The 23,706-nt window shown below is 41.3% G+C and carries 20 protein-coding genes and 1 pseudogene; 8 read left to right on the top strand and 13 right to left on the bottom strand.

Translation table 11 applies throughout. The features are described from left to right. The first annotated feature begins 28 nt into the window (after positions 1-28). Complete coding sequence (ppk1, locus tag GTU69_RS02155) at positions 29-2,110, top strand: polyphosphate kinase 1 (RefSeq protein WP_166167515.1); 2,082 nt, start codon at positions 29-31, stop codon at positions 2,108-2,110. A gap of 924 nt (positions 2,111-3,034) precedes the next feature. Here ppk1 and oxyR read toward each other — a convergent pair. The 4 genes from oxyR to rubA all read right to left on the bottom strand — a co-directional run bounded on the left by oxyR (position 3,035) and on the right by rubA (position 6,364). Next, positions 3,035-3,940: a LysR family transcriptional regulator OxyR gene (gene oxyR, locus GTU69_RS02150; RefSeq protein WP_086195934.1), complete on the bottom strand. Its 906-nt coding sequence runs from the start codon at positions 3,938-3,940 to the stop codon at positions 3,035-3,037. A 6-nt stretch (positions 3,941-3,946) separates the two neighbouring features. Further along, the gene (gene estB, locus GTU69_RS02145) at positions 3,947-4,891 is read right to left on the bottom strand and encodes an esterase EstB (protein WP_166167512.1); all 945 of its coding nucleotides are present in this window, start codon (positions 4,889-4,891) and stop codon (positions 3,947-3,949) included. 56 nt (positions 4,892-4,947) lie between these two features. Next, on the bottom strand, positions 4,948-6,126 hold the full coding sequence (locus tag GTU69_RS02140) for an FAD-dependent oxidoreductase (protein WP_166167509.1): 1,179 nt from the start codon (positions 6,124-6,126) through the stop codon (positions 4,948-4,950). A gap of 73 nt (positions 6,127-6,199) precedes the next feature. Continuing rightward, on the bottom strand, positions 6,200-6,364 hold the full coding sequence (rubA, locus tag GTU69_RS02135; RefSeq protein ID WP_086195931.1) for a rubredoxin RubA: 165 nt from the start codon (positions 6,362-6,364) through the stop codon (positions 6,200-6,202). A gap of 523 nt (positions 6,365-6,887) precedes the next feature. Between rubA and GTU69_RS02130 the strand changes: the two genes are divergently transcribed. Continuing rightward, on the top strand, positions 6,888-7,430 hold the full coding sequence (locus tag GTU69_RS02130) for an adenine phosphoribosyltransferase (RefSeq protein WP_166167506.1): 543 nt from the start codon (positions 6,888-6,890) through the stop codon (positions 7,428-7,430). Positions 7,431-7,471: 41 nt separating this feature from the next. On the opposite strand, the gene GTU69_RS02125 is transcribed toward GTU69_RS02130, so the two are convergent. Then, on the bottom strand, positions 7,472-7,978 hold the full coding sequence (locus GTU69_RS02125) for a YqiA/YcfP family alpha/beta fold hydrolase (RefSeq protein ID WP_086195930.1): 507 nt from the start codon (positions 7,976-7,978) through the stop codon (positions 7,472-7,474). A gap of 785 nt (positions 7,979-8,763) precedes the next feature. Between GTU69_RS02125 and lysS the strand changes: the two genes are divergently transcribed. Beyond that, on the top strand, positions 8,764-10,293 hold the full coding sequence (gene lysS, locus GTU69_RS02120) for a lysine--tRNA ligase (RefSeq protein WP_086195928.1): 1,530 nt from the start codon (positions 8,764-8,766) through the stop codon (positions 10,291-10,293). Positions 10,294-10,630: 337 nt separating this feature from the next. Here lysS and trpS read toward each other — a convergent pair whose 3' ends face one another. Continuing rightward, entirely contained in the window at positions 10,631-11,644 is a 1,014-nt protein-coding gene (trpS, locus tag GTU69_RS02115; protein WP_166167503.1) for a tryptophan--tRNA ligase, read from the bottom strand. A 198-nt stretch (positions 11,645-11,842) separates the two neighbouring features. On the opposite strand from trpS, the gene GTU69_RS02110 reads away from it, so the two are divergent. Together GTU69_RS02110 and GTU69_RS02105 are read left to right on the top strand one after the other, a co-directional pair. Continuing rightward, the gene (locus GTU69_RS02110) at positions 11,843-12,769 is read left to right on the top strand and encodes a DUF808 domain-containing protein (protein WP_166167500.1); all 927 of its coding nucleotides are present in this window, start codon (positions 11,843-11,845) and stop codon (positions 12,767-12,769) included. A gap of 51 nt (positions 12,770-12,820) precedes the next feature. Further along, on the top strand, positions 12,821-13,726 hold the full coding sequence (locus GTU69_RS02105; protein ID WP_166167497.1) for a neutral zinc metallopeptidase: 906 nt from the start codon (positions 12,821-12,823) through the stop codon (positions 13,724-13,726). A 46-nt stretch (positions 13,727-13,772) separates the two neighbouring features. Here GTU69_RS02105 and GTU69_RS02100 read toward each other — a convergent pair whose 3' ends face one another. Then, positions 13,773-14,330, bottom strand: a complete 558-nt coding sequence (locus GTU69_RS02100; RefSeq protein ID WP_166167494.1) for a hypothetical protein — start codon at positions 14,328-14,330, stop codon at positions 13,773-13,775. A 237-nt stretch (positions 14,331-14,567) separates the two neighbouring features. Between GTU69_RS02100 and GTU69_RS02095 the strand changes: the two genes are divergently transcribed. Continuing rightward, on the top strand, positions 14,568-16,067 hold the full coding sequence (locus GTU69_RS02095; RefSeq protein ID WP_166167490.1) for a cation:proton antiporter: 1,500 nt from the start codon (positions 14,568-14,570) through the stop codon (positions 16,065-16,067). Between the two features lie 82 nt (positions 16,068-16,149). Then, complete coding sequence (locus GTU69_RS02090) at positions 16,150-16,485, top strand: MGMT family protein (protein ID WP_166167487.1); 336 nt, start codon at positions 16,150-16,152, stop codon at positions 16,483-16,485. A gap of 68 nt (positions 16,486-16,553) precedes the next feature. Here the strand turns inward: GTU69_RS02090 and GTU69_RS02085 are convergent, their stop codons facing one another. The 4 genes from GTU69_RS02085 to GTU69_RS02070 all read right to left on the bottom strand — a co-directional run bounded on the left by GTU69_RS02085 (position 16,554) and on the right by GTU69_RS02070 (position 19,703). After that, a complete protein-coding gene (locus GTU69_RS02085; RefSeq protein ID WP_166167484.1) occupies positions 16,554-16,994 on the bottom strand; it encodes a universal stress protein in 441 nt (146 codons plus the stop codon). Positions 16,995-17,546: 552 nt separating this feature from the next. Continuing rightward, on the bottom strand, positions 17,547-18,581 hold the full coding sequence (locus tag GTU69_RS02080; RefSeq protein WP_166167481.1) for a DUF4062 domain-containing protein: 1,035 nt from the start codon (positions 18,579-18,581) through the stop codon (positions 17,547-17,549). 24 nt (positions 18,582-18,605) lie between these two features. Next, positions 18,606-19,235 (bottom strand): CatB-related O-acetyltransferase, encoded by a 630-nt coding sequence (locus GTU69_RS02075; protein WP_166167478.1) that lies wholly within the window; start codon positions 19,233-19,235, stop codon positions 18,606-18,608. Between the two features lie 93 nt (positions 19,236-19,328). Continuing rightward, positions 19,329-19,703, bottom strand: a complete 375-nt coding sequence (locus GTU69_RS02070; RefSeq protein WP_166167475.1) for a RidA family protein — start codon at positions 19,701-19,703, stop codon at positions 19,329-19,331. Between GTU69_RS02070 and GTU69_RS02065 the strand changes: the two are divergent. Beyond that, positions 19,672-19,803: pseudogene (locus GTU69_RS02065) on the top strand (TetR/AcrR family transcriptional regulator); the annotation flags it as partial. The gene GTU69_RS02070 and the pseudogene GTU69_RS02065 overlap by 32 nt on opposite strands. A gap of 89 nt (positions 19,804-19,892) precedes the next feature. Here GTU69_RS02065 and greA read toward each other — a convergent pair. Both greA and carB read right to left on the bottom strand, forming a co-directional pair. Next, a complete protein-coding gene (gene greA / locus GTU69_RS02060) occupies positions 19,893-20,369 on the bottom strand; it encodes a transcription elongation factor GreA (RefSeq protein WP_086196278.1) in 477 nt (158 codons plus the stop codon). Positions 20,370-20,464: 95 nt separating this feature from the next. Next, positions 20,465-23,695, bottom strand: a complete 3,231-nt coding sequence (gene carB, locus GTU69_RS02055) for a carbamoyl-phosphate synthase large subunit (protein ID WP_166167472.1) — start codon at positions 23,693-23,695, stop codon at positions 20,465-20,467. Between the last annotated feature and the right edge of the window lie 11 nt (positions 23,696-23,706).

Here is a 23,706-nt window from a genome sequence, read left to right as displayed (position 1 = left end):
CTACTTTCGAATAATCATAGGTTAGGGTATGAATACGGCTGCTAATACGACTCCGGCGCAAATAGAATATACATATAATGATCGCTACATTAATCGTGAGCTTTCTATTCTCGACTTCCATTTGCGGGTATTGGAACAAGCGGTCGATCCTTTGCATCCTTTGCTTGACCGGATGAATTTCCTACTGATTTTCTCGCGTAATCTGGACGAATTTTTTGAAATTCGCGTTGCTGGGGTGATGGAGCAACTGGACTTGGGTAATGAAAGTCGTAGTCCAGACGGTTTAACTCCTAAACAGGTGCTGGATATTATTTCCAAAACCACGCATGAGGCAATTGACCGCCAATACCGTATTTTAAATGAACAAATTTTGCCTAAACTGCGTGAAGAAGATATCTGTTTCTTGCGTCGCGGCGAATTAACCCCGGCACAGTCGGCTTGGATCAAAAAATATTTTCAGGAACAGGTAGCCCCCGTTCTGACCCCGATTAGTCTGGATCCTGCGCATCCTTTTCCACGGCTAGTCAATAAAAGCCTCAATTTCATTGTAACGCTAGAAGGTAAGGATGCCTTTGGCCGTCAGATTGATCTGGCTGTAGTGCCTGCACCGCGTTCATTGCCCCGTGTCGTGCGCTTGCCGGATGAGCTTACCGGGGGCAAAGAGCATCATGTGATGTTGTCTGCGATTATTCATGAGCATGTTTCAGACCTGTTCCCGGGCATGACGGCAACGGGTTGTTACCAGTTCCGTGTCACCCGAAATGCCGATTTAGCCTTAAACGAAGATGTAGAAGACCTGGCCAAAGCTCTAAAAGGGGAATTGAACTCGCGTCGTTTTGGCCGTGCGGTACGTCTGGAAGTGACCCATAATTGCCCGAAACATATCTATGACTATTTGCTGGATGAGTTTGATCTGGAAGAAGAGCAACTATATAAGGTCGATGGCCCGGTTAACTTGGCGCGATTATTGTCCAATTTTAAGCGTCCACATTTACGCTATGATTCCCACACGCCTATTATTCCGAAAGTGCTGAGAAAATCTGAAAATATTTTTTCTGCCATGCAGAAGCAGGACATTTTACTCCATCATCCATTTGAATCTTTTGCACCAGTCATTAACTTGTTACGTGAAGCGGCACGTGATCCACAAGTTTTAGCCATCAAGCAAACGCTATATCGCAGTGGTCCGGATTCTGAAATTGTTCAGGTCTTGGCGGAAGCAGCACGTAATGGCAAGGAAGTGACGGCAGTCATTGAACTCCGTGCCCGTTTTGATGAAGAATCCAATATTGAAGTAGCGAATGTACTGCAAGAAGCTGGAGCAGTCGTCGTGTATGGCATTGTGGGTTATAAAACCCATGCCAAAATGATTCTGGTGGTGCGCCGTGAAAACAATAAGCTGGTGCGTTATGTACATTTAGGTACCGGTAACTACCATGCCGGTAATGCCCGTATTTATACTGACTATGGTTTGCTGACCACAGACAAAGAGCTTTGTGAAGATGTGCACCGCATTTTCCAGGAATTAACCGGTATGGGGAAAATGGCAAAACTGAAAAAGTTATTGCATGCACCTTTTACCTTGCACGCCCAGCTAATTAATTTTATTGATGATGAAATTACCAATGCCAAAGCCGGTAAGCCTGCGCAAATTATTGTCAAGGTGAATGCCTTAACGGAAATGCAACTGATCAATAAATTATATGAAGCATCGCAAGCCGGTGTACAAATTGATCTGATTATCCGTTCAATCTGCTGCCTGCGTCCCGGTTTGCCTGACCTGTCTGAAAATATTCGGGTACGTTCCATCGTTGGCCGTTTCCTTGAACATACCCGTGTCTATTACTTCCTGAACGGAGGGGATAGCCGGATTTACTGTTCAAGTGCAGACTGGATGGATCGTAACCTGTTCAATCGTGTGGAAGCCTGTTTCCCGATTGAAGATGCGGCATTGAAAAAACGCATTTATCAGCAAGGTTTACTGAATTATTTAAAGGATAATCAGCAAGCGTGGTTACTGCAAAGTGATGGTACCTGGTTACGTGCACAGGTTGCTGAAGGGCAAGAAGCACATAATGCACAGCGTATATTATTAGAGATGATTAAATAATCCACAATAGTGTCCCTTATATCAAATCAAGGAGTCTTTGGATTCCTTGATTTGATTGATTTATTCATAAATTATTCCCAATAAATCATCCTCAACTTAAAAAATGAAGGTTCTACGCTGGCAATTTTTCTGTAGATATTTTTAATATTGTTTTTCTAATGGATGATTAAAAAAAGGGTTGATCTTCTATCATCATGATAGAAACGGCTAATAGCAGTTCACTAACAAGCTTGTACTCACAGTGGTGGTATATTTTATTTGGTTACTTGGTGATAAAAATAAACAAACAGCTATTCCTGAAACTGGTGAATTTATAAAATAAAAGTAAATTTAAGTCTCTGTATAGTAAAGAATATTTAGATATAAATTATTTTATTTCGACTTATTTGTGGTTGAGTTATTTTCTTGTGCAAAGTACAGGCATTCTTATAAATGATGAAAAATACCCAATTATAGGGATATTAGAAGTGATATTTACCTTATAGCATAACAGTGCTTTTTGTTTGGGTTGATTCAACAATCCTATTTCAACTCCAAGGGCTACAATATTTCTATTACAATCAGAGTAATGGAAATATTTTACCTTCCATGGCTTATCTGGGTGGATAAGCTATTTTTTTACCTTTCATTTTTAAATGAAACATAAAATACCTATTATCAATCATATAAAGTAGTTAAATGGTTGCCTGGAATTGCTCACTTTTGATGGTGTTTGCAATTCAGAAGTGAGTAATTTCTTGAATGTAACTTTCTCTGTTTATCCCTATGTATGAGAAGTTGTCCATTTGTTTTAATTAAGGTTTATCCGCGTGCTAAGCATTTTTTTATGAAGAAAATAAGGCATTTGATTAAAAAAATGAGCCTGCATACTTTACATTAAGTATAAAAAAAGGAGCAGTTGCTCCTTTTAATAGATTGAATCTTTTAATGAAGAGTTTGGGTGATTTTTTGCAAGATTTGTAACAGGACATCAAACTCGCTTTGCAATGGGGTACTTTTACGTGTCACCAGGGCAAGGGTACGGCTTGGTGCTGCCTCTATAGGTTTCACCACCAAGTCTGAATTGGCTTTAATCATATGGGTATGAATGGCAATTTCAGGCAGCAGGGTAAAGCCTAAGTCTGAACAAACCATTTCTATCAGTGTCGGTAATGAACTTGCTTTTAAGCGATGATCATTTTTGCGTTCACCAATTGGACAGGCACTTAACACATGGTTGCGTAAACAATGACCTTCTTCAAGTAATACTAAGCGCGATAAATCCAGATCATCCAAACTGCGGGCATTCTGCGCATTCTGATCCGCTTTATGGTAAACTAGATACAGATTTTCTTTTGCAATTTCTGCAACTTTTAAGCCACGTGTGTCAAAAGGCAATGCCAACACAATCATGTCCAAATTACCATGTTCGAGTTTTTCGACAATTTTTTCACTTTGTGCTTCGTGCAAGTGCAGCTGAATTTTAGGAAGTTGTTTATGCACTTCATCTAGCAGTTGCGACAGAATAAAAGGTGCAATTGTGGGAATAATCCCTAAATGTAGATCACCTGTTAAAGGTTCGCTCATTTCACGACTTAAACGCATCAGGTCTTGGGCATCTGCCAAAAGAACACGGGCTCGTGCAACAACCTGTTCGCCAAGCGGAGTTAAACGTACATTTTGGCGATCGCGTTCAACAAGTACTCCACCTAGCAAGCGCTCTAACTCCATGATCCCGCCAGATAAGGTTGACTGGGTCACAAATGAACGGCGTGCAGCTTCAGTAAAATGCAGCGTTTCAGACAGTGTAACGAGGTATGACAGCTGTCTTAAAGAGGGTAATGCAGCCATAGTGTCCTAATGTTTTGATTTAAAGTGATCAGCAAATAATCCGCTCAGATATGGAATAAAATGCGGTGGGATATCATGCCCCATTCCCTCAATTAATTCAAACTTAGCATCAGTAATTGCCTTTGCAACTGCTTTGCCATGACTCGGTGGCAATAAACGATCACGAGAGCCATGTACCACGAGGGTAGGTTGCTGAATTTGCTTACCCAATTGTAGCAAAGAACCTGTACATAATATTGCTAAAAACTGTTGAAGTACACCCGCTGGATAGTAACTTCGTTGATATAATTTGCGTGCGGTCTGAATAACTTCCAGTTGATTGATATATCCAGGTGAGCCAATAATGTTAAACACCTTCACGCTATGGTTCACAATGCCTTCTTCATCAGTCGATTCTGGTCTGCCAATCAGGCCAAACAGCTGTTTGGGAAAAGGCGGCGGTAACAGCGGCTGATTGTTACTGGTAAACATCAGGCCCAGATTACTGACTTTTTGTGGATGTTTTGCTGCCAGAATTTGTGCAATCATGCCCCCCATGGAAGCGCCAATGACCGAGACTTGTTGCAGACCCAAACGATCAATCAGTAGTGCTGCATCTTCTGCCATATCATATAAGTTATAGGGTGCACCTTGATTTTGTAAGCCTAAGGCAAAACGTCCCATCAATTTCAATGTGTTGAGACGTGGACCAGAATGACGGATTTTGGAAGACAAGCCAATATCGCGGTTGTCAAAACGAATTACGCGATAACCTTGGTCAATCAGGGATTTGCAGAAAAAATCAGGCCAAAACAACATTTGCGCACCTAAACCCATAATCAGCATGATGGCAGGATGTTCCGGATTTCCACCCATTTCCACATGAAGTTCAACGCCATTGCCTAAATTGACTTTGGTTTCATGCATAAAAGATGTATAGGGAGAACCCGTAAAACTGAGTGCGCTATCCATTGTTATTTTCCTAAAAAAGGACATTTTGCTGAAAAAATGTCCTTGGTATTAAAACTTTAAACTGCAGCAGGAATCAAGTCCGGCACCAGTTTGGTGAGAATCAAACGCTGTTTGGCAGCACTTGGTCCCAACAAGACAAAACCACGTAATGTATTTTCACTATCGAGCGCTTTAGCAATCATTCCATCTTCGAGTTCTTCTGTTTCCCAGTTTACATCAACGTCCACAGGTGCAGGAAGTACTGTAAGGGGTGCCGCAGGTGTTTTGACCGCAACCGGCATTGCCGGGTAATGCACATGGGTTTTTTCACCATTCAAGGTTTTGGCTAAGGCACGTGCCTGTTGCATAATTGGCATGACATACGGCAACAGCAAACCATTGACTTCGGCGCAGTCCCCAATAGCATAAATATCTGCCTCGTTGGTTTCCAGATGGCTATTGGTCAAAATACCGCGACTGCAATGAATATCAGCAGCTTTTGCTAACTCCAGATTCGGGTGTAAACCAATTGCAGAAAGTACAATGTCGGCAATCACAGACTGACCATTGGCTAACGTGATTTGATAATCGCCTTGTTCCACTTTGATGACTTTTTCAACCGTGGTACCCAGAACAAAGTGAATACCGGTATTCTCAAGTTTTTCCTGGAAAGATGTTGCAACATGGGCGGGTAATAGGCGGCCCAAAGGTTGAGGAGCCAAATCAATCACAGTCACTTGATGGTCTGTGTTTTGCAAGTCATTGGCAAATTCACAGCCAATCAGACCAGCACCTAAAATCACCACACGTTTATCATGATGTTGATCCAGATTTTTACGGAATGCCTTGTAGTCTTCTAAATTATTGACGACATGAATATCATCACTGCCATCGCCTGCAATCGCTACGCGAACAGGATGAGCACCCACTGCAAGAACCAGTTTGGCATAAGGCTGAGTACTTTGCTGACCATCTTTTTCTAGAATCAGCTGATGTTGGGCTGCTTGAATTTCTTTGACCCAGGTATGTGCTTCAATACGCATATTCAGTTGCGTTGCCATTTTAGCTGCATCACCCAAGGCAATTTGTTCAGGTGCCTTGTTCCCAGCTAAAGCATTGGAAAGTGTCGGTTTGGCATAGTTTACCGCATCATCTGCACAGATCATGACCAGCTCATGCTCGGGATTAAGCTTGCGAAATTCACGTGCTGCGGTATAGCCGGCCATACCAGAACCAATGATGACGATAGGATGCATATTATTCTCCAGACTGTTTTTCTTTAATAAGACATAAAAAAAGACCATTCACTATGGTCTTTTGTATCAATAATCAGACTTCTACCATTTCGAAATCAACTTTTGATACACCACAGTCCGGGCAGGTCCAGTCATCCGGGATGTCTTCCCATTTGGTCCCTGCGACAATCCCATCTTGTGGCCAACCTTCAGCTTCGTCATAAATCCATCCACAAACGATGCATTGATATTTTTTCATTTGACTCTCCAAAACACTGACTTTTCAAAAATATGCGGTCAGTAATATTCCATATACCGTGTGACTCTATTGATATGACTTTCAATGTACACATTCAAGCAAATTTTTACGCAGTTCTATCTACAATGTAAAGCAAATATCGGAGTTTAAGGACAGAAATTGAAACCAGAATTGCTGAGAAGGACAAAACTGGTCTTTAAAGCATGAAAATAGGCAGAAGTGGAGCAATATAAATTAGCTTTCCTTTTTAAACAGTGCGACAAACAAGATTTTGGCTCCCAGCGTAGTTAAAGTGGATGAGGGGTCTTTATAGACTAAGGTCGTGCAGAAAAAAAAATCTGTATTTGTTATTCTATGATTAGATAAATCTATACCTATTATTTATTTAAAAAATTAAATAACTAAATCAGTAAGTTATAATTTTGTGATTATTTTTATTATGGTTTAAAAGTAAGCGCTGACTGGTCATCGGCCTAATAAAGCGTTAAAATTCATATATTCTCTTTTAAAATACTTTTCTCCCATGAGCAATCTGTCTACAACTTTGTGGTCTAACATTCGTACGGTCCAGGATTTCCCTAAACCAGGTATTTGTTTTTATGACTTGACTCCATTATTTATGGGAAACATTGAGTTATTAACTGACGCTTTAGTTGCCAGTATTCCTGCTGAAAAATTGGCAGAAGTCGACAGTTTTGTCGCAGTTGAAGCACGCGGTTTTGTACTTGCAAGTTTATTGGCGCAACGTTTGGGCAAAGGTTTATTGCTGGTTCGTAAAGCAGGAAAATTACCGCCACCAGTGGTTGGTGTCGGTTATAGCCTGGAATATGGCATGGACCGTCTGGAAATGTCGGCTGATGTTCAAGCGCAAAAAATCATTATTGTAGATGATGTGTTAGCCACTGGCGGTACGCTAAAAGCAGTTAAACAGTTGGTGAATAAATGCGAGCATGAAGTTTTAGGGGCAAGTGTTTTTCTGGATTTGCCAGATTTGCATAATGACCTGGGCTTAGATATTTGGTCGGTATTAGATGAAAAATCGCAACCAGAACAAGCTGTTGCTTGATTAAAGCATGTGAAAAAAGCCTTGGTTATTCCAAGGCTTTTTTATTTTTTCAGAAAATATGTCTGCATATGCAGAAGCAGGCCATTGATATTTTCTGGACTGGCTAAACGATGATGCCCACCTTCGACGGCCTGAACCTGCATATAGGGTTCGAGTTGCTGTTGTACAGCATACATATCCAGTTCTTCATCGCCTAATTCCAGATAGGCAATTTGTGCAATATCATGTTCCAGATCATCTTCGCTAATAGGTGGATAATCAGCACGAAAGTCTGGGCTTAGGCTGGGATTGGCAATAATCGCCGGAATTTTGTATAGGACTGACATTTTCAAGGCCCAGTAAGCTCCCAAGCTATGGCCAATCAGAATTTCCGGTTGAATTTTAGCAATAATTTCCCGGTAAAAATTAGCGACGGTTTGAAAATTCAGGTTGCGATAATCTACATCGATACAATATTTATGATCGGCGTTAATAGCATGGAATCTGGCTGATTCACGCGAAGAATCGAGTCCATGCAAAAATAGGATTTTTAAAGGGCATGTCGTCATTTTTTTAGTTCATACTTTCTTTATTCACAAAGATAGACACAGTCGAATAGATTACTTTTCAACTATTTTTCTTGAATCTATTGTAAGTGACTTGGCTGAACAAAGAAGTTAGCTTTTGGTCTAAGGTGTATTTCAGATCAATCTAATAAACTTAATTTAAAAATAAAGTATTTATTAAAAATAAATACTTGGTGTTATTGATTGTTCAACTCAGTATTCAATAACAAAATGTAGCGATGACGTAAAACATGGTTTCTCTACTTTTATGGACAGCATGTTTTGGAGAGTTGGCCACGTTATGGAAACATTAAGTTATGCAATTTTAATTGCAGCCTTACCTTAAAAGTACGGCAGGTATATGGCCTCCTTAGCTATAGCCAATGGACCTACGGCAACGGTATGGTTGCTATGATTGAGCATTTGGAAGAGTTGAAAGTGGTGATCTTTAAACATTTAGCTAGGATTTGAGAGAGTATTGAAGATTTGGAAGGTGAAGAAGTTAAAAAATGGAAGGGTGCTTTAGAGAAATATGTTCTGGGGTAGATAGATGGAAAAAACATACTCAGGGTGAATGTAGATAGGTCTAAAGACTATCGGGAAATGATGGAAAACGGGTTTAAAAGGGTTATGAGAGTGTTAAACAGCTTACCGAAGCCTAGCCAGATGAAGTAAAGAACCCGGCTTTTAGCAAATCAGTGCATTTGTATAGTAATAAGACATTCGAAATTTGCACTAAATCTGCTATGCTATGCAACTTCCGTTTTTTACACATATTCGAGGCAGAGATGACGCAACATAACGCTCAATCGACTTCTGAACCACACATTTCCGAAAACGATTTAATTGCACAGCGTCATGCCAAGTTAAAGCAGATTCAAGACCACGCAAAGGAAACTGGTATTAGTCCATGGCCAAACGCGTTTAAGCGTGAGCACTATGCACAAGATTTACAAGACCAATTTGCTGAAAAATCTAAAGAAGAAATTGAAGCTGGCGAACACGTCCATGTAAAAGTGGCTGGTCGCGTGATGTTGAACCGCGGGTCATTCATCGTGATCCAGGACATGACTGGCCGTATTCAGCTGTATGTTGCACGTAAAGAACTTGCACCTGAAGTACTGGAAACTATCAAGAGCCTGGACCTGGGCGATATCATTGCAGTTGAAGGTTATATTGGCCGTTCCGGTAAAGGTGACCTGTATGTACACATCGAGAAATTTGAACTTTTAACCAAGTCACTGCGTCCACTTCCAGACAAATTCCATGGCTTAACTGATACAGAAGTCAAATACCGTAAACGTTATTTGGATTTAATCGTAAACGAAGAAACCCGTAAAACCTTTGAAATTCGTGCCAAAGTGGTTTCTGGGATTCGTGCCTATTTAAGCAATGAACGCTTCATGGAAGTGGAAACGCCAATGATGCATGTAATTCCAGGCGGTGCTTCTGCGCGTCCGTTTGAAACGCATCATAATGCCTTGGACATGCCATTATTCTTGCGTATTGCACCTGAGCTTTACCTGAAACGTTTGGTGGTCGGTGGTTTTGAGCGTGTGTTCGAGATTAACCGTAACTTCCGTAATGAAGGGGTTTCAACCCGTCATAACCCGGAATTCACCATGATCGAATTCTACCAGGCGTATGCAGACTATAAAGACTTGATGGCTTTAACTGAAAATATGCTGGAGAAATTGGCGCTAGACATTCTGGGTACAACTGACGTTCCTTACGGTGAAGAAGTGTATAGCTTCAAGGGTCCATTCAAGAAAATTTCGATGTTTGATGCCATTTTGGAACACAACCCGCAATTTACGCCTGAAAATGTAAATGACCGTGAATTCCTGGCTAAATTTGTTCAGGAAGAATTGAAAGAACAGGTGAAACCTGGTTTTGGCCTGGGTAAACTTCAAACTATCGTATTTGAAGAAACGGTGGAAACCAAACTGCGTCAACCGACATTCATTACCGAATATCCAGCGGAAACTTCTCCATTGGCGCGCCGTAATGATGAAAATCCGCATATTACTGACCGTTTTGAATTCTTCATCGGTGGTCGTGAGCTGGCGAATGGTTTCTCGGAATTAAATGACCCGATTGACCAGGCAGAGCGATTCCAGGCACAGGTTGCTGAAAAAGATGCCGGCGATGATGAAGCAATGCACTTTGATGCAGACTTCATTGAAGCACTTGAATACGGTCTTCCTCCTACAGCAGGTGAGGGTATTGGTATTGACCGTTTAGTGATGATTTTTGCCAATGCACCAAGTATCCGTGACGTGATTTTGTTCCCGCATATGCGTCATAAACATGCATAAGTGGTGAAGATTAAAAACCCGCTTCATGCGGGTTTTTTTTATTGCCTGAAGCTTATGATGGCTTGAAAATCAGGCAAAAAAAATACGCAATGATTGGGGTGATCATTGCGTAGAACAACGAATCTGTTTGCACAGTTCGGTTAAGGAGAATGTTAGAACTAGGGGTAGCTCTAAGCATTGGAATCATCATAAAATTAATGAGGAGTCATTTCATGATGCTTTCAGTTAAGTTGTGTTAATTCAGGTTAATCACTCTGGGTTAGTGTGATTGATTTCTCATTTTTTAGCTATAAAAAAGCCCCTCTGAAAAAGAAGGGCTTTCAAAAATATACAGTGTTTAGAAGTGGAAAACGCCTAGTCCTGCTTTCACTTCATCAAGCGTTTGCTGGGTAATATCACGGCACTTGTCAGTCCCGGTTTTTAGAATATCCATGATGTAGTCAGGATCTTTCTGTAATTCCATACGGCGTTCACGAATAGGGCCAATCAATTCTTTCAAAATGCCTTCCAGACGTTTTTTCACCGTACCATCGCCCAAACCGCCACGACGATAATGTGCTTTTAACTCTTCCAGCTCTTCTTTATTGGTATCAAATGCATCTAGGTAAGTAAATACCACGTTGCCTTCCACCTGACCTGGATCTTCAATACGCAAATGATTTGGATCGGTATACATGGCATTCACAGCTTTTTTGATGTCCTTGTCAGAGGCATCCAGCACAATGGTATTGCCCAACGACTTCGACATTTTTGCTTTACCATCAAAACCTGGTAGACGGCCAACATTAGACAGCAGTGCCTTACATTCTGGAAGCAGCTCACGACCTACCTGACGGTTTAAACGACGCACGATTTCGTTGGTTTGTTCGATCATTGGAATCTGGTCTTCGCCCACAGGTACGACAGTAGCTTTAAATGCTGTAATGTCAGCGGCTTGTGCTACAGGGTAACACAGGAAACCTGCCGGAATATCGCGCTCAAAACCGCGCATCTGAATTTCAGATTTAATGGTCGGGTTACGCTCTAAACGAGATACAGTGACAAAGTTTAAATACAACATGGTCAGTTCATTCAGTGCTGGCAAGCAGGACTGAACACAGATCGTGGTTTTGGTCGGGTCAATACCTACAGCCAAATAATCTGTTGCCACTTCAATAATATTACGGCGTACTTTTTCAAAGTTATCGGCGTTGTCGGTTAAAGCTTGGGCATCAGCAAGAAGGAGATGTTGATGGTGAGAATCCTGTAAACCTACGCGTGAACGTAAAGAACCTACAAAATGACCTAAATGAAGTTGTCCGGTTGGGCGGTCGCCAGTCAAAATAACAGGACGATTGTCTTGATTACTCATTATCTCTCTATTCCAAAGTAGTGAACACTACATACTTATATGCTGATGTATTGCCTTATTGTACGGCATAATGTTTTTGAATGTCAGGCACTATAAAAACAGATCATTGAAAAAATAAGAACAATTTAATGATGTGGATACAGTTTTTTTGAATCTTTCTCTTTAAAATAGCCGATATAACCTTTAGGGATAACAGGAATGGCGAGTAGTTTATTAATATTATTAGATGATATTGCAACAGTTTTAGACGACGTTGCTGTCATGAGTAAAATGGCGGCAAAAAAAACCGCAGGCGTATTGGGTGATGATCTGGCACTCAATGCCCAACAGGTGAGTGGCGTGCGTGCAGAGCGTGAGCTGCCTGTGGTTTGGGGGGTAGCCAAAGGGTCTTTTATTAATAAGCTGATTCTGGTGCCTCTGGCCTTGCTGATTAGTGTGATCGCGCCATGGCTTATCAATCCGTTATTGATGATTGGCGGTCTGTTCCTGTGTTATGAAGGGGTAGAAAAAGTGCTGCACAGTGTGCAGCACAAAAAAGCCACAACGGAAGAAGCAGCTGAAGCAGAATTCAATGCCATTGAAACTGATTTGGCCAAGTTCGAGAAAGAAAAAATCAAAGGGGCGATTCGTACCGATTTTATTTTGTCTGCTGAAATTGTGGTGATTTCATTGGGTACCGTGGCAACAGCTGCTTTTGGTACTAAGGTTATGGTGCTTTCAGCCATTGCGATTATTATGACTATTGGGGTGTATGGTTTTGTCGCCATGATTGTCAAAATTGATGATCTGGGATTGTACTTAAACAAGCAGGCATCGAGTTTCAAGCAAACTGTGGGACGTGGTTTGCTGGCGTTTGCCCCAAAACTGATGAAAACTTTGACCATTGTCGGAACCATTGCTATGTTCCTGGTTGGGGGCGGAATTATTACTCATACCATTCCATGGTTTCATCATTTCACTGAAGATTCGGTCGATTATGTACAACACCTTCCTACAATGGGCAATATTATTGGTGCAGTGACTCCGACCTTAATTAATCTGGGGATTGGTTTTGTTGCTGGATTGTTGGTTTTAATTATGCTTAGCGTTATTCAGAAGATGAAGTCCAAGTCAAAACAGGCTTAATGATGAAAAAGCTCGCTAAAATAGATTGAGCTAATTCTAAGGAAAAGCACTATGCGCTGGAAAGGACGTCGAATCAGTAGCAATGTAGAAGACCGTCGTGGTGGTGGCGGAGCTAAAGCAGGTGGGATTAGTATCTTGGGGCTGATCGTCGCATTCGTGGCCTGGAAGTTTTTTGGAGTTGATCCTCAACAGGCTTATCAGGCCACCAAACAGGTCACTTCACAATCACAACCGGCCGAAACCAAAGGTCTGGAGAATCCAACCCCGGAACAGCAGGAAGCCATGGATTTTGTCGGTACCGTATTGGCAGATACCGAAGATACCTGGAGTCAAGTGTTCCAGCAGCAGCTTAATGCGCAGTATGCCGCACCGAAACTGGTGATGTTTAATGGCATCGTGGATTCGGGCTGTGGTACCGCACAATCTGCCATGGGGCCTTTCTATTGTCCTTCGGATCAGAAAGTGTATATCGATACGGCTTTCTTTAAGGATATGCGTCAGCAAATGGGTATTTCCGGTGAGCAAAACAGCACGGAATTGTCCCGCCAGGATCAGGCTGGTGATTTTGCCCAGGCTTATGTGGTGGCTCATGAAGTGGGACATCATCTGCAAACGCTGTTAGGTATTTCGGCACAAGTGCAAAAGGCCCGTGCCCAATCGAGTGAAGTGCAAGGCAATCAGCTTTCTGTACGTCAGGAATTACAGGCAGACTGTTTTGCCGGCATCTGGGCGCATCATAACCAGCAACGTACCCAGTTCTTGGAGCAGGGCGATATTGAAGAAGCCATGGATGCAGCGCATAAGATTGGTGATGACTATTTACAGAAACGTGCGACCGGGCAGGTGGTACCCGATAGTTTTACCCATGGCAGCAGCCAGCAGCGCATGAAATGGTTTGAAACCGGGTTGAAATCGGGGAATATCAACGATTGTGATACTTTTAATCAAGCCATTTAAATAGAAATGAAGCATTAAAAAAGAGGATATTAAATCCTCTTTTTTGTTAACCATGAATAAACTGTTTAAAGTTTCGGATGATTCGAATCGATACATACAGTGCTGCCAATGCAAACAGTGCCATGCTAAACAGGTGATATTTTAAATCTGAAATATCAGCCTGATAAAATTGCTGAATTTGCGGTTTGGAATAAGACCATTGCTGCTGCTTTTGGGTGCGACTATCTTGATAACTAACCTGCTGGATATAATGCTGCTGACCTACTTTTAATAGCTCTAATTGCTGGATTTGTCGGGTATGGGACTGGTTATATTCATCTGTACAAATATCTTGCAGATAATGCTGGCAGTTTAATTTGGCAATATAACCATTCTGTGCAATCACAATATAAATGGCCTGATCCGGGCGTTGATTATTCGAGACCAGCACCAGTTGTTTGTCAGGTGTAGATTTTAAGGAAATCTGCGTGGCGTACTGAAAAGCTTGATCTGCTTTTATAATTTCTCGGCTTTTTGAAAAAATACTCAAAAATAAAGTCAAGGTAATAAGAAAAATGATCCCTGCAAAAAAAAGCCGAAATATGGTTTTAACTGTTTGATGCATGGTTAAATTCAACTTAATGTAGAGAGAAATGAAAGAAACGAGGAGATACTAAATAAATGGATTTTGGGCTATGTTAAATCATTGCTAAAAATATGTAAAAAAACTTAACTATTTTGTGGGTTAAAGAAAAAATGGTTAAACTGATTCGGTGAATAAATAGTATTGAATTAAATATTTATTTGGAAATGGTGGGATGCGTTCGCTTTATTCCAATCAATCGCTCAAATTGGAACTTTAATGGGAAATTTCTTTTTTCTTCAGGTCTTTACAGTTATTTTTGCGCTTTCAATTGCAACGACTATTTTTAATAAGCGTATTTTAGGTTTCCCACAGGCGATAGGTGTACCCATTGTTTCGGCAATTTTCGTCTTTATTTTACAATGGGGTGCCAGTTTACTCAGTGGCAACAAGTTCATCACCATTAATATTCACAATATTGAAGAAGCAGTTCGTCATATTGATTTCTATGATTTTTTAATCAATGGTGTGATCTGTTTTATCCTAACCTCTTCCGCTTTAAAATTTAAAGTGTCCGATTTAAAAAGCCACTGGAAGCCGATCAGTATTTTGGCCAGTATTGCACTGGTGCTGTGTGCGGTGTTTTTTGGTGTCACCTTATATGGCTATCAATTTCTAATTGGCAAGCATGTCGATTTACTGGTGCTTTTACTGTTAGGCGCTGCACTGGGTGCGACCGACCCGATTGGAATTAAAGGTGTACTCAGTTCGGTACGTGCACCGCATCACCTGATGGTTAAACTGGAAGGTGAATCACTGTTTAATGATGCCATGTGTATCGCCGTATTCATGACTTTATTATATGTATTGCAGGGTGAACATTTTACCATTGTGGGTACGTTGCAAACTTTGCTTTACGAGATTGTGGTGGCCGTAATTATTGGCTGGGGCTTTGGTCTGGGCATTTTAAGATTGCTTCGTGGCAAACACGAAATGGAATCTCTGATTTTAACCACTGCATTACTGGCTTGTGGTTCATACTTGGTGGCGTTATTCGCCCATGCCTCTGCACCAATTGCCTGTGTGATTGGCGGTTTAGTGGTTGGGAATAAGTGGAAAGAAATTTTACAGGAACGTGAAATTCGTGAAGTCAACCATTTCTGGCATACGGTTGAAGGAATCATCAATTCCTTCTTGTTCACCTTGATTGGTTTGGAACTGTTTATTCTGGATTTAAGCATTAGTTTAATTCTGGGCGGTATTGTCGCGTTCCTTATTCTGCATGCTTCGCGCTTTGCTGCCAACTATCTGTCATTTGCATTTTTCCCGAACTTTAGAAACAAAAGCTATAATGGCAGTCTGGCAATTTTATCATGGGGTGGGGTGCGTGGCGGAATCTCGCTGGCATTGATTTTGGCGGTGGCGAATATTCCTGAACTCAGTGAGTACAGCAGTATCCTGGTCGGTTATACCTTTATTGCCGTTTTACTTTCCGGCGTAGTCTGTGGACTGGGTTTGCCTGCGGTCATGAATGCCTTTTATTATAATCCTAATGAAGAAACCACGGGTTTTAAGGGCTGGTATCAACGCTTGTGTCATAAAATGAACCGCAAAGGCTTTCAGTATATTGTTGGTGAAGATGCCAACGGCAATGAAACTATTACCGTATATAACCCGGATGCCTTAATTGATAAAAAAGCCGAAGATGGTGTTGCAGTCATGCATAATCCAGAGAAGGTGCAAGTCGTGAAACGTTTGGAAAGTCCGGATAATTTCTAAGTGTAAAACACAAATAAAAGAAGCTCATAACGGGCTTTTTTTATAGCTTGAAAGTTTAAATGGGATGATTTAAGGAGCTTATATGCCAGAACATTCAGGTCGCTCCAGTGATGAGTTGGCGCGTCAAATTCTGCAAGTGGTTGCCTTAATTCCATATGCTAAAGTGGCCAGTTATGGACAGATTGCCCGTATGGCAGGTTTGCCCAAACATGCGCGTTTAGTCGGTTATGTATTAAAACATCTGGATGCAGAGGCGGAAATTCCCTGGCATAGGGTTATCAATTCTCAAGGAAAAATTAGCCTAAGCAAATTAAATGAAAGCGGAGAAAATATTCAACGATTAAAATTAGTGGCAGAAGGGGTAATGGTGATTGGAGATAAAATTAATTTAAAACAATATCAGTGGATGAATAGTTGATAGAAACTGTAGATGATCAGAATAAAATTTTCCCACCTTTAGTTAAAGATGGGAAATATAAGGGAATATTATTGGCGAACAATCAGCACTGGAATATGAGATTCTCCGAGTACGCTTTGAGCAACGCTACCCAGGAACAGTTTTTTCAGACCTGTACGACCATGTGAACCAATGATGATCAAATCAGCATGGCTATCTTCAGCAGCTCTCACAATTTCACGATGAATCACTTGTCCTTCAAGAAGTTTAGTTTCCACTTCAAGGCCTTGTTCATTGAATTTTGCCTTTGCTGCTGCTAGCGAATCAACAATCGCATTACGAGCACGTTCAATCAAGTCATTGGTTTGGCTAGCAGAAATGTATTCTGCTGCGATATACGGATCAAGTGCTAAAACTTGAACTACTGTAATTTTACTGCCAAATGCTTTAGCAAACTCAGCTGCTTTAGCCACTGCTGCATAAGCTGTTTCTGAACCGTCAACTGGTACTAAGATATTTTGATAAGCCATGTGTATTTCTCCTTATAATCCTTACTAAAATGTATCGTATTAAGACTAGAACTTCTTGTTCAATAAAAACGTTTGAAATTTGATACTAGCTGTATTTCTATTAAAATAAAACCTAGTAATTTCATGGGGATAATTTATTCCCTAAAACAATTTTATAATTTAATCTATCATGATTTTGTTTAAAAACTAGCGGGCTTAAAACTAAAGTCTGAGGAAATTGTAAGCAGATTTTTTATTTGCAACTATTTGTAAAAATAGATGTGAACAGTTCTTTAAAATTGTCATATCATAAATGTAGTAACTTATTAATAATGAATTAAAAAATGCATGAAACAGATCAATTAAAATTGGCAACGTGATCTTTGGGATCAGAAACATCTAGGTTTAGGTGGGAAAATTAATAGATAGGTGAGTTATTTATAGGATAGCCCAGTTGGTTAGGAGGCTTCATTCATAATGTTGGGGCACAAGTTTAAGTCTAGTCATAGCCACCATATTCTGAAAAAACCCACTCTGATTGAGTGGGTTTTTTTTATAGTTAGAAAATTATAATTAATTAGATTTTTTAATTGAATTTAATTCGAGCATAAGTTGATCGCCATAAGGTGTTAATGTCCAATAAATATTTGTATCAGAAGGGGCGTGTTTCTTATTACTTAGCTGTATAAGTTTAAGAGCTCTAAGTTGAACCATAATCATATTAAATTCATTTTTATAAAGAGAAAAACTTTTATCAGCTGTTAAACCATGATCTGAAAGGTATTCATCGAATTGTTTGCCTCCACACGCCCTAATTATATTAGGTAGATCATTTTCTATTTGTTGTTGCGTTGACTCATCAAGAAGCATTGGGGATAGATACTTAAATACTTTATTCCAACTAATACTTAGATTAATATCATGCTGTTCGTATATAGCATCAGTATTTTTTGCCGAAAAACGTAATCTAATCTGAAAAGTATCGTTTCCTTGTGATAAATTTTCTAAACCTTCTGGTTTGGATTTTAGTTGTTCAATTTTACTTTCTAATTCATTTATATAGGTTTTAAGCTTGAGAATTTCAGATGAAGTATCTTCACTTGGAACTAAATTTGCTCTAACCCATCCAATAGCAGGATAGGTTTTAATGGTTTTAGATAAGCTTAGTGCAACCATACCTGAAATTTGATCTGCATTTTTCCAAAACTTGACTAGACGACCAGTACAAACTTTTTCTCGGAATTTTTCTAATTTTTCCTGTAGTTCTGGATCTTTTTCACACTTTATCTGCGGGAGATTGTTTGGTTCTCCATGAACTAATGCAATAACTTTCATGCCTTTAGAAACAGCATAATCATATTCCATTTCTGTATAGCTTATACCTTCAGGGCTAAGTGACCCGTATCTGCCCCCTATAAGTAGAAGGTAGTAATCACAATCATCAATGACTTTTTTGATAAAATCCCATTGTTCTTCATCAGCAGCTGGGAATAATTCCATTCCAGCAGGAATACAGTCCATTTCCATTAATGTTTGAATAATGTGCTGGCGTTCTTCTTCTAAATCTTTAAAGGTTGAACTAACAAATACTTGGTATCTTTTATCCATATATTCAATGCTCTAATATTTTGATTAATCTAATATTAAGTTAAAATTTTCTACTAATTTATCAACATCATCCGTTTGCAACTGCTCACGCATTTTTAAAAACAGCTTTTCATCCATGTCATAGAGCTTAAGGGAAAGCAGTTTTTCAATATCTTCTTGAGGAAAACGGTATTTAATAATTTTTGCAGGTATGCCACCGACTACTGCATAAGGCGGAACATCTTTGGTCACGACAGCGCCAGTCGCAACTACAGCACCTTCACCAAGCTTTACGCCTTGCATAATCATGGCACGAGAGCCAATCCAGCAACCATCGCCAATAATGGTATCACCAGCAGGCACAAAACTGCGTGTATCGAATGGAAAGGCTGAAATCCAGTCGGTACGGTGCAACTGGTTGCCGCCCATCATGATCACGCATTCTGCACCAAAACAGACAAAATTGCCGATATAGAGCTGATCAATAGGCTTTTCTGATGTGGCGGGCTTGTCATGCAGATAACGCACCACACAACGCTCAAATCCCTGATCCCAATAGGCTGAGTAATAGCTGTAATTGCCCTTGATATGAATGTTTGGATTCTTCACCGTTTTCGAGATGAATTCGAACTCGCACCAGTGATTCACAGGAGAATTAATTAACTTTTCAGACATACAAGAATCATGGGTTGAAAGGACAAGGAATTATACCCAATTGGACTGCAATCGGGCAGGGTTGTAGTCGTGTTAAAGTCAGGAGATTAAAGCTTAGAGGTTAATTTTAATGGCTTGTGAAGGAATACGAGCGATCACTTTGATTTCGAAGTCAAAGCCAGCGAGCCAGGTCACGCCAACCGCCGTCCAATTCGGATAAGGCTTTTGTGTAAAAACCTGGTTTTTGACTTTCATAATGGTTTCAAATTGCTGCTCAGGGTCGGTATGAAAGGTGGTGACATCCACGATGTCATCGAAAGTACAACCTGCCGCTGCCAGTGTCGCAGCTAAGTTTTCAAAAGCCCGTTGCACTTGCTTTTTGAAATCAGGTTCGGGGCTGCCATCCTCACGGCTACCGACTTGTCCAGAGACAAAGAATAAATCTTCCGATTTAATTGCAGCGGCAGTATTGCTTAATAGTGCTGCCATGAATGCGGCACTGTGGGTCGCCTCGAGTGAACATCCTGACAAGGTCCTGCCTGAGGCATTACATGCATTTCAGTTATTTGCATCGGGACTTTTAAAATAAGCTGGAACTCAGCTTTCTGTAGCAGAAGGCTGAATATAAAAAACCCCTCATCAGAGGGGTTCTTACAGCCTAAAATATCTATTTAAAACTTAGATATATTCAACTTTAACAATTTCGTATTCAACTTCGCCTTGCGGAGTAACGATTTTCACTTCGTCGCCTTCGTTTTTACCCAACAGGCCACGTGCGATCGGAGAGTTTACTGAGATCTTGTTGATCTTAAAGTCCGCTTCGTCATCGCCAACAATTTTGTAAGTCTTCTGTTCTTCTGTGTCGATATTTTCAATCGTTACCGTTACACCAAAAACCACACGGCCATTTTGCTCAAGTGTTTTTACATCAATGACTTGGCACGCACCGAGTTTACCTTCGATGTCCTGAATACGACCTTCACAAAAGCCTTGCTGTTCACGCGCTGCGTGGTACTCTGCATTTTCTTTCAAGTCCCCATGTTCACGTGCTTCAGCAATCGCTGCAGTAATACGTGGACGGTCAATACTTTTTAGTTGGTGTAATTCTTTCTCTAGGGCAATTTTGCCTTCAGGAGTCATAGGATAACGTTGCATTGTTGTCCCTCTAAGTTAAATTAAAAAAAATACAGCTGGTTTATAAATAAAAAAAGCCCGCCACCGAGAGGTAGCGGGACTTCTCGGTAACTTAATTAACCTTTGGTAAGGTCTTGCAAGCGGTAAACATCCATCGGCAATTTAATTGCTAAAGCTTGACATACAGCGTCTGCGCCATTCAAAGTTGTTGTGTGATACACCTTACCTTGAAGAGCAGAGCGGCGGATCGAGAATGAATCCTGCTGAGCTTGTTTGCCTTCAGTTGTATTGATAATGAGGTGAATCTCGCCATTTTTCAAGCGGTCAACAATATTTGGACGGCCTTCAGTTACTTTATTCACACGTTCACATTCAATACCTGCTGCTTTAATCACGTCATACGTGCCGCCAGTCGCAAGGATTTTGAAGCCGAAACCAGCTAGCTGCTTCGCAATACCAACAGCACGAGGCTTGTCAGAATCACGTACAGAGATGAATGCATGCTTCACTTCACCTTCGGTTGGAAGGCCAGGTAAGCGTTCATTCGCGCCTAGTACAGCTTTGTAGAATGCTTCGCCGAATGTTTTACCTACACCCATCACTTCGCCAGTCGATTTCATCTCAGGGCCAAGGATTGGGTCAACACCAGGGAATTTGTTGAATGGGAACACCGCTTCTTTTACAGAGAAGTGTTCAGGAATAATCTCTGAAGTGAATCCTTGAGATTCTAGAGATTGACCCGCCATACAACGTGCAGCAACTTTCGCCAAAGATTCACCGATACACTTAGAAACGAACGGTACAGTACGAGACGCACGTGGGTTCACTTCAAGAATGTAAACATCAGTGCCTTTAACCGCAAACTGAACGTTCATCAAACCGATTACGCCAAGCTCTTTCGCCATAGCAATCGTTTGACGACGCATTTCGTCCTGTACTTCTTGAGATAAAGAGTAAGGAGGAATCGAACATGCAGAGTCACCTGAGTGAATGCCGGCTTGTTCAATGTGCTGCATGATACCGCCGATCACAACGTCTTTACCGTCAGATACGCAGTCCACGTCAACTTCGATGGCATCATCTAGGAAGTGGTCAAGAAGAACAGGCGCTTCGTTCGATGCCTGAACCGCATCACGTAGGTAGCGTTTCAATTCGTCATCGTTGTAGACGATTTCCATCGCACGACCACCAAGAACGTAAGAAGGACGCACCACCAGTGGGTAGCCAACTTTCGCCGCTTCAGCCATACCTTCTTCAGCAGATTTTACGATGCTGTTGTTCGGCTGACGAAGTTGCAGACGTTGAATCATTTGTTGGAAACGTTCACGGTCTTCTGCACGGTCAATCGCATCAGGTGATGTACCGATAATTGGCGCACCAGCTTCTTCCAAAGCACGAGCCAATTTCAAAGGTGTTTGACCACCGTATTGTACGATAATGCCTTTAGGCTTCTCGACACGCACGATTTCAAGTACATCTTCCAACGTAATTGGTTCGAAGTACAAACGATCAGAAGTGTCGTAATCTGTAGAAACCGTTTCAGGGTTACAGTTCACCATGATGGTTTCATAACCGTCTTCACGCATGGCAAGGGCAGCGTGTACACAGCAGTAATCGAACTCGATACCTTGACCAATACGGTTAGGACCGCCACCGATGACCATGATCTTGTCGCGAGTTGAAGGATTCGCTTCACATTCTTCATCGTAAGTTGAGTACATGTACGCTGTATCAGATTCGAATTCAGCGGCACAGGTATCTACACGTTTGTAAACTGGAGTCACACCCAGGTTCCAACGGTGTTTACGGAATTGTTTTTGTGAAATGCCCATCAAGCCAGCGATACGAAGATCTGACAAACCTTTACGTTTAAATGCACGGATATTGTCGGCATTTAAGTCACCAAAACCTAAAGTTTTGATTTGGTTTTCAGTTTTGATGATGTCTTCGATCTGGATCAAGAACCAGCGGTCAATATTTGTTGCAGCAAATACTTCGTCTAGGGTGAAACCGTGACGGAATGCATCGCCTACGTACCAGATACGCTCAGGACCTGGAACTTTAAGTTCTTGCAGGATCTTTTCTTTCGCGCCTTCAGTACCCACTTCGATTTTTTCATCAAAGCCGCAAGCACCCACTTCAAGACCACGAAGCGCTTTTTGCATAGACTCTTGGAAGTTACGACCAATCGCCATCACTTCACCTACAGATTTCATCTGCGTGGTTAAAGTTGCGTCCGCTTGTGGGAATTTCTCGAAGTTGAAACGAGGAATTTTGGTAACAACGTAGTCAATTGCAGGTTCGAATGATGCAGGTGTTGTACCGCCAGTGATGTCGTTTTTCAACTCATCAAGGGTGTAACCCACAGCCAATTTCGCAGCAATTTTCGCAATCGGGAAACCAGTTGCTTTAGATGCCAATGCAGATGAACGAGAAACACGAGGGTTCATCTCGATCACAACCATACGGCCGTCTTTCGGGTTAATACCGAACTGAACGTTTGAACCGCCGGTTTCTACACCAATTTCACGAAGTACAGCTAAAGAAGCGTTACGCAGTAACTGGAATTCTTTGTCTGTAAGCGTTTGAGCAGGAGCAACAGTGATTGAGTCACCTGTGTGCACGCCCATTGGGTCAAAGTTTTCGATTGTACATACGATGATACAGTTGTCGTTTTTGTCACGAACAACTTCCATCTCGTACTCTTTCCAGCCAATGAGTGATTCATCAATCAATAACTGTTTAGTTGGAGAAAGATCGAAACCGCGTTCACAGATTTCAATGAATTCTTCACGGTTATACGCGATACCTCCACCAGAACCACCCATGGTGAATGATGGGCGGATAATCACTGGGAAGCCGAAACGTGCTTGAATTTCAAGCGCGTGTTCCATTGACTCAGCAACATCAGCTTTTGGACATTCAAGACCAATTTTACGCATTGCCTGGTCGAAGAGTTTACGGTCTTCAGCTTTTTCGATCGCTTCTTTGGTCGCACCGATCAATTCAACATTGTATTTTTCTAAAATGCCGTGCTCGTCTAGGGCAAGGGCACAGTTCAATGCAGTTTGACCGCCCATGGTTGGAAGAACTGCATCTGGGCGTTCTTTCTCAATGATTGCAGCTACAGTTTGCCAGGTAATTGGCTCGATGTAAGTTGCATCTGCCATAGCCGGGTCAGTCATGATGGTTGCTGGGTTAGAGTTGACCAAAATAACACGGTAGCCTTCTTCACGAAGCGCTTTACACGCTTGAGCACCTGAGTAGTCAAACTCACATGCCTGACCGATCACAATCGGACCTGCACCGATAATTAAGATGCTTTTAATGTCTGTACGTTTAGCCATGATGCTTCCTT

It is taken from the genome of Acinetobacter sp. SA01, assembly GCF_011319235.1.
GTDB lineage: Bacteria > Pseudomonadota > Gammaproteobacteria > Pseudomonadales > Moraxellaceae > Acinetobacter.
The sequence above is the reverse complement of the archived record's forward strand: the minus strand, read 5'-3'. Positions and strand labels throughout refer to the sequence as shown.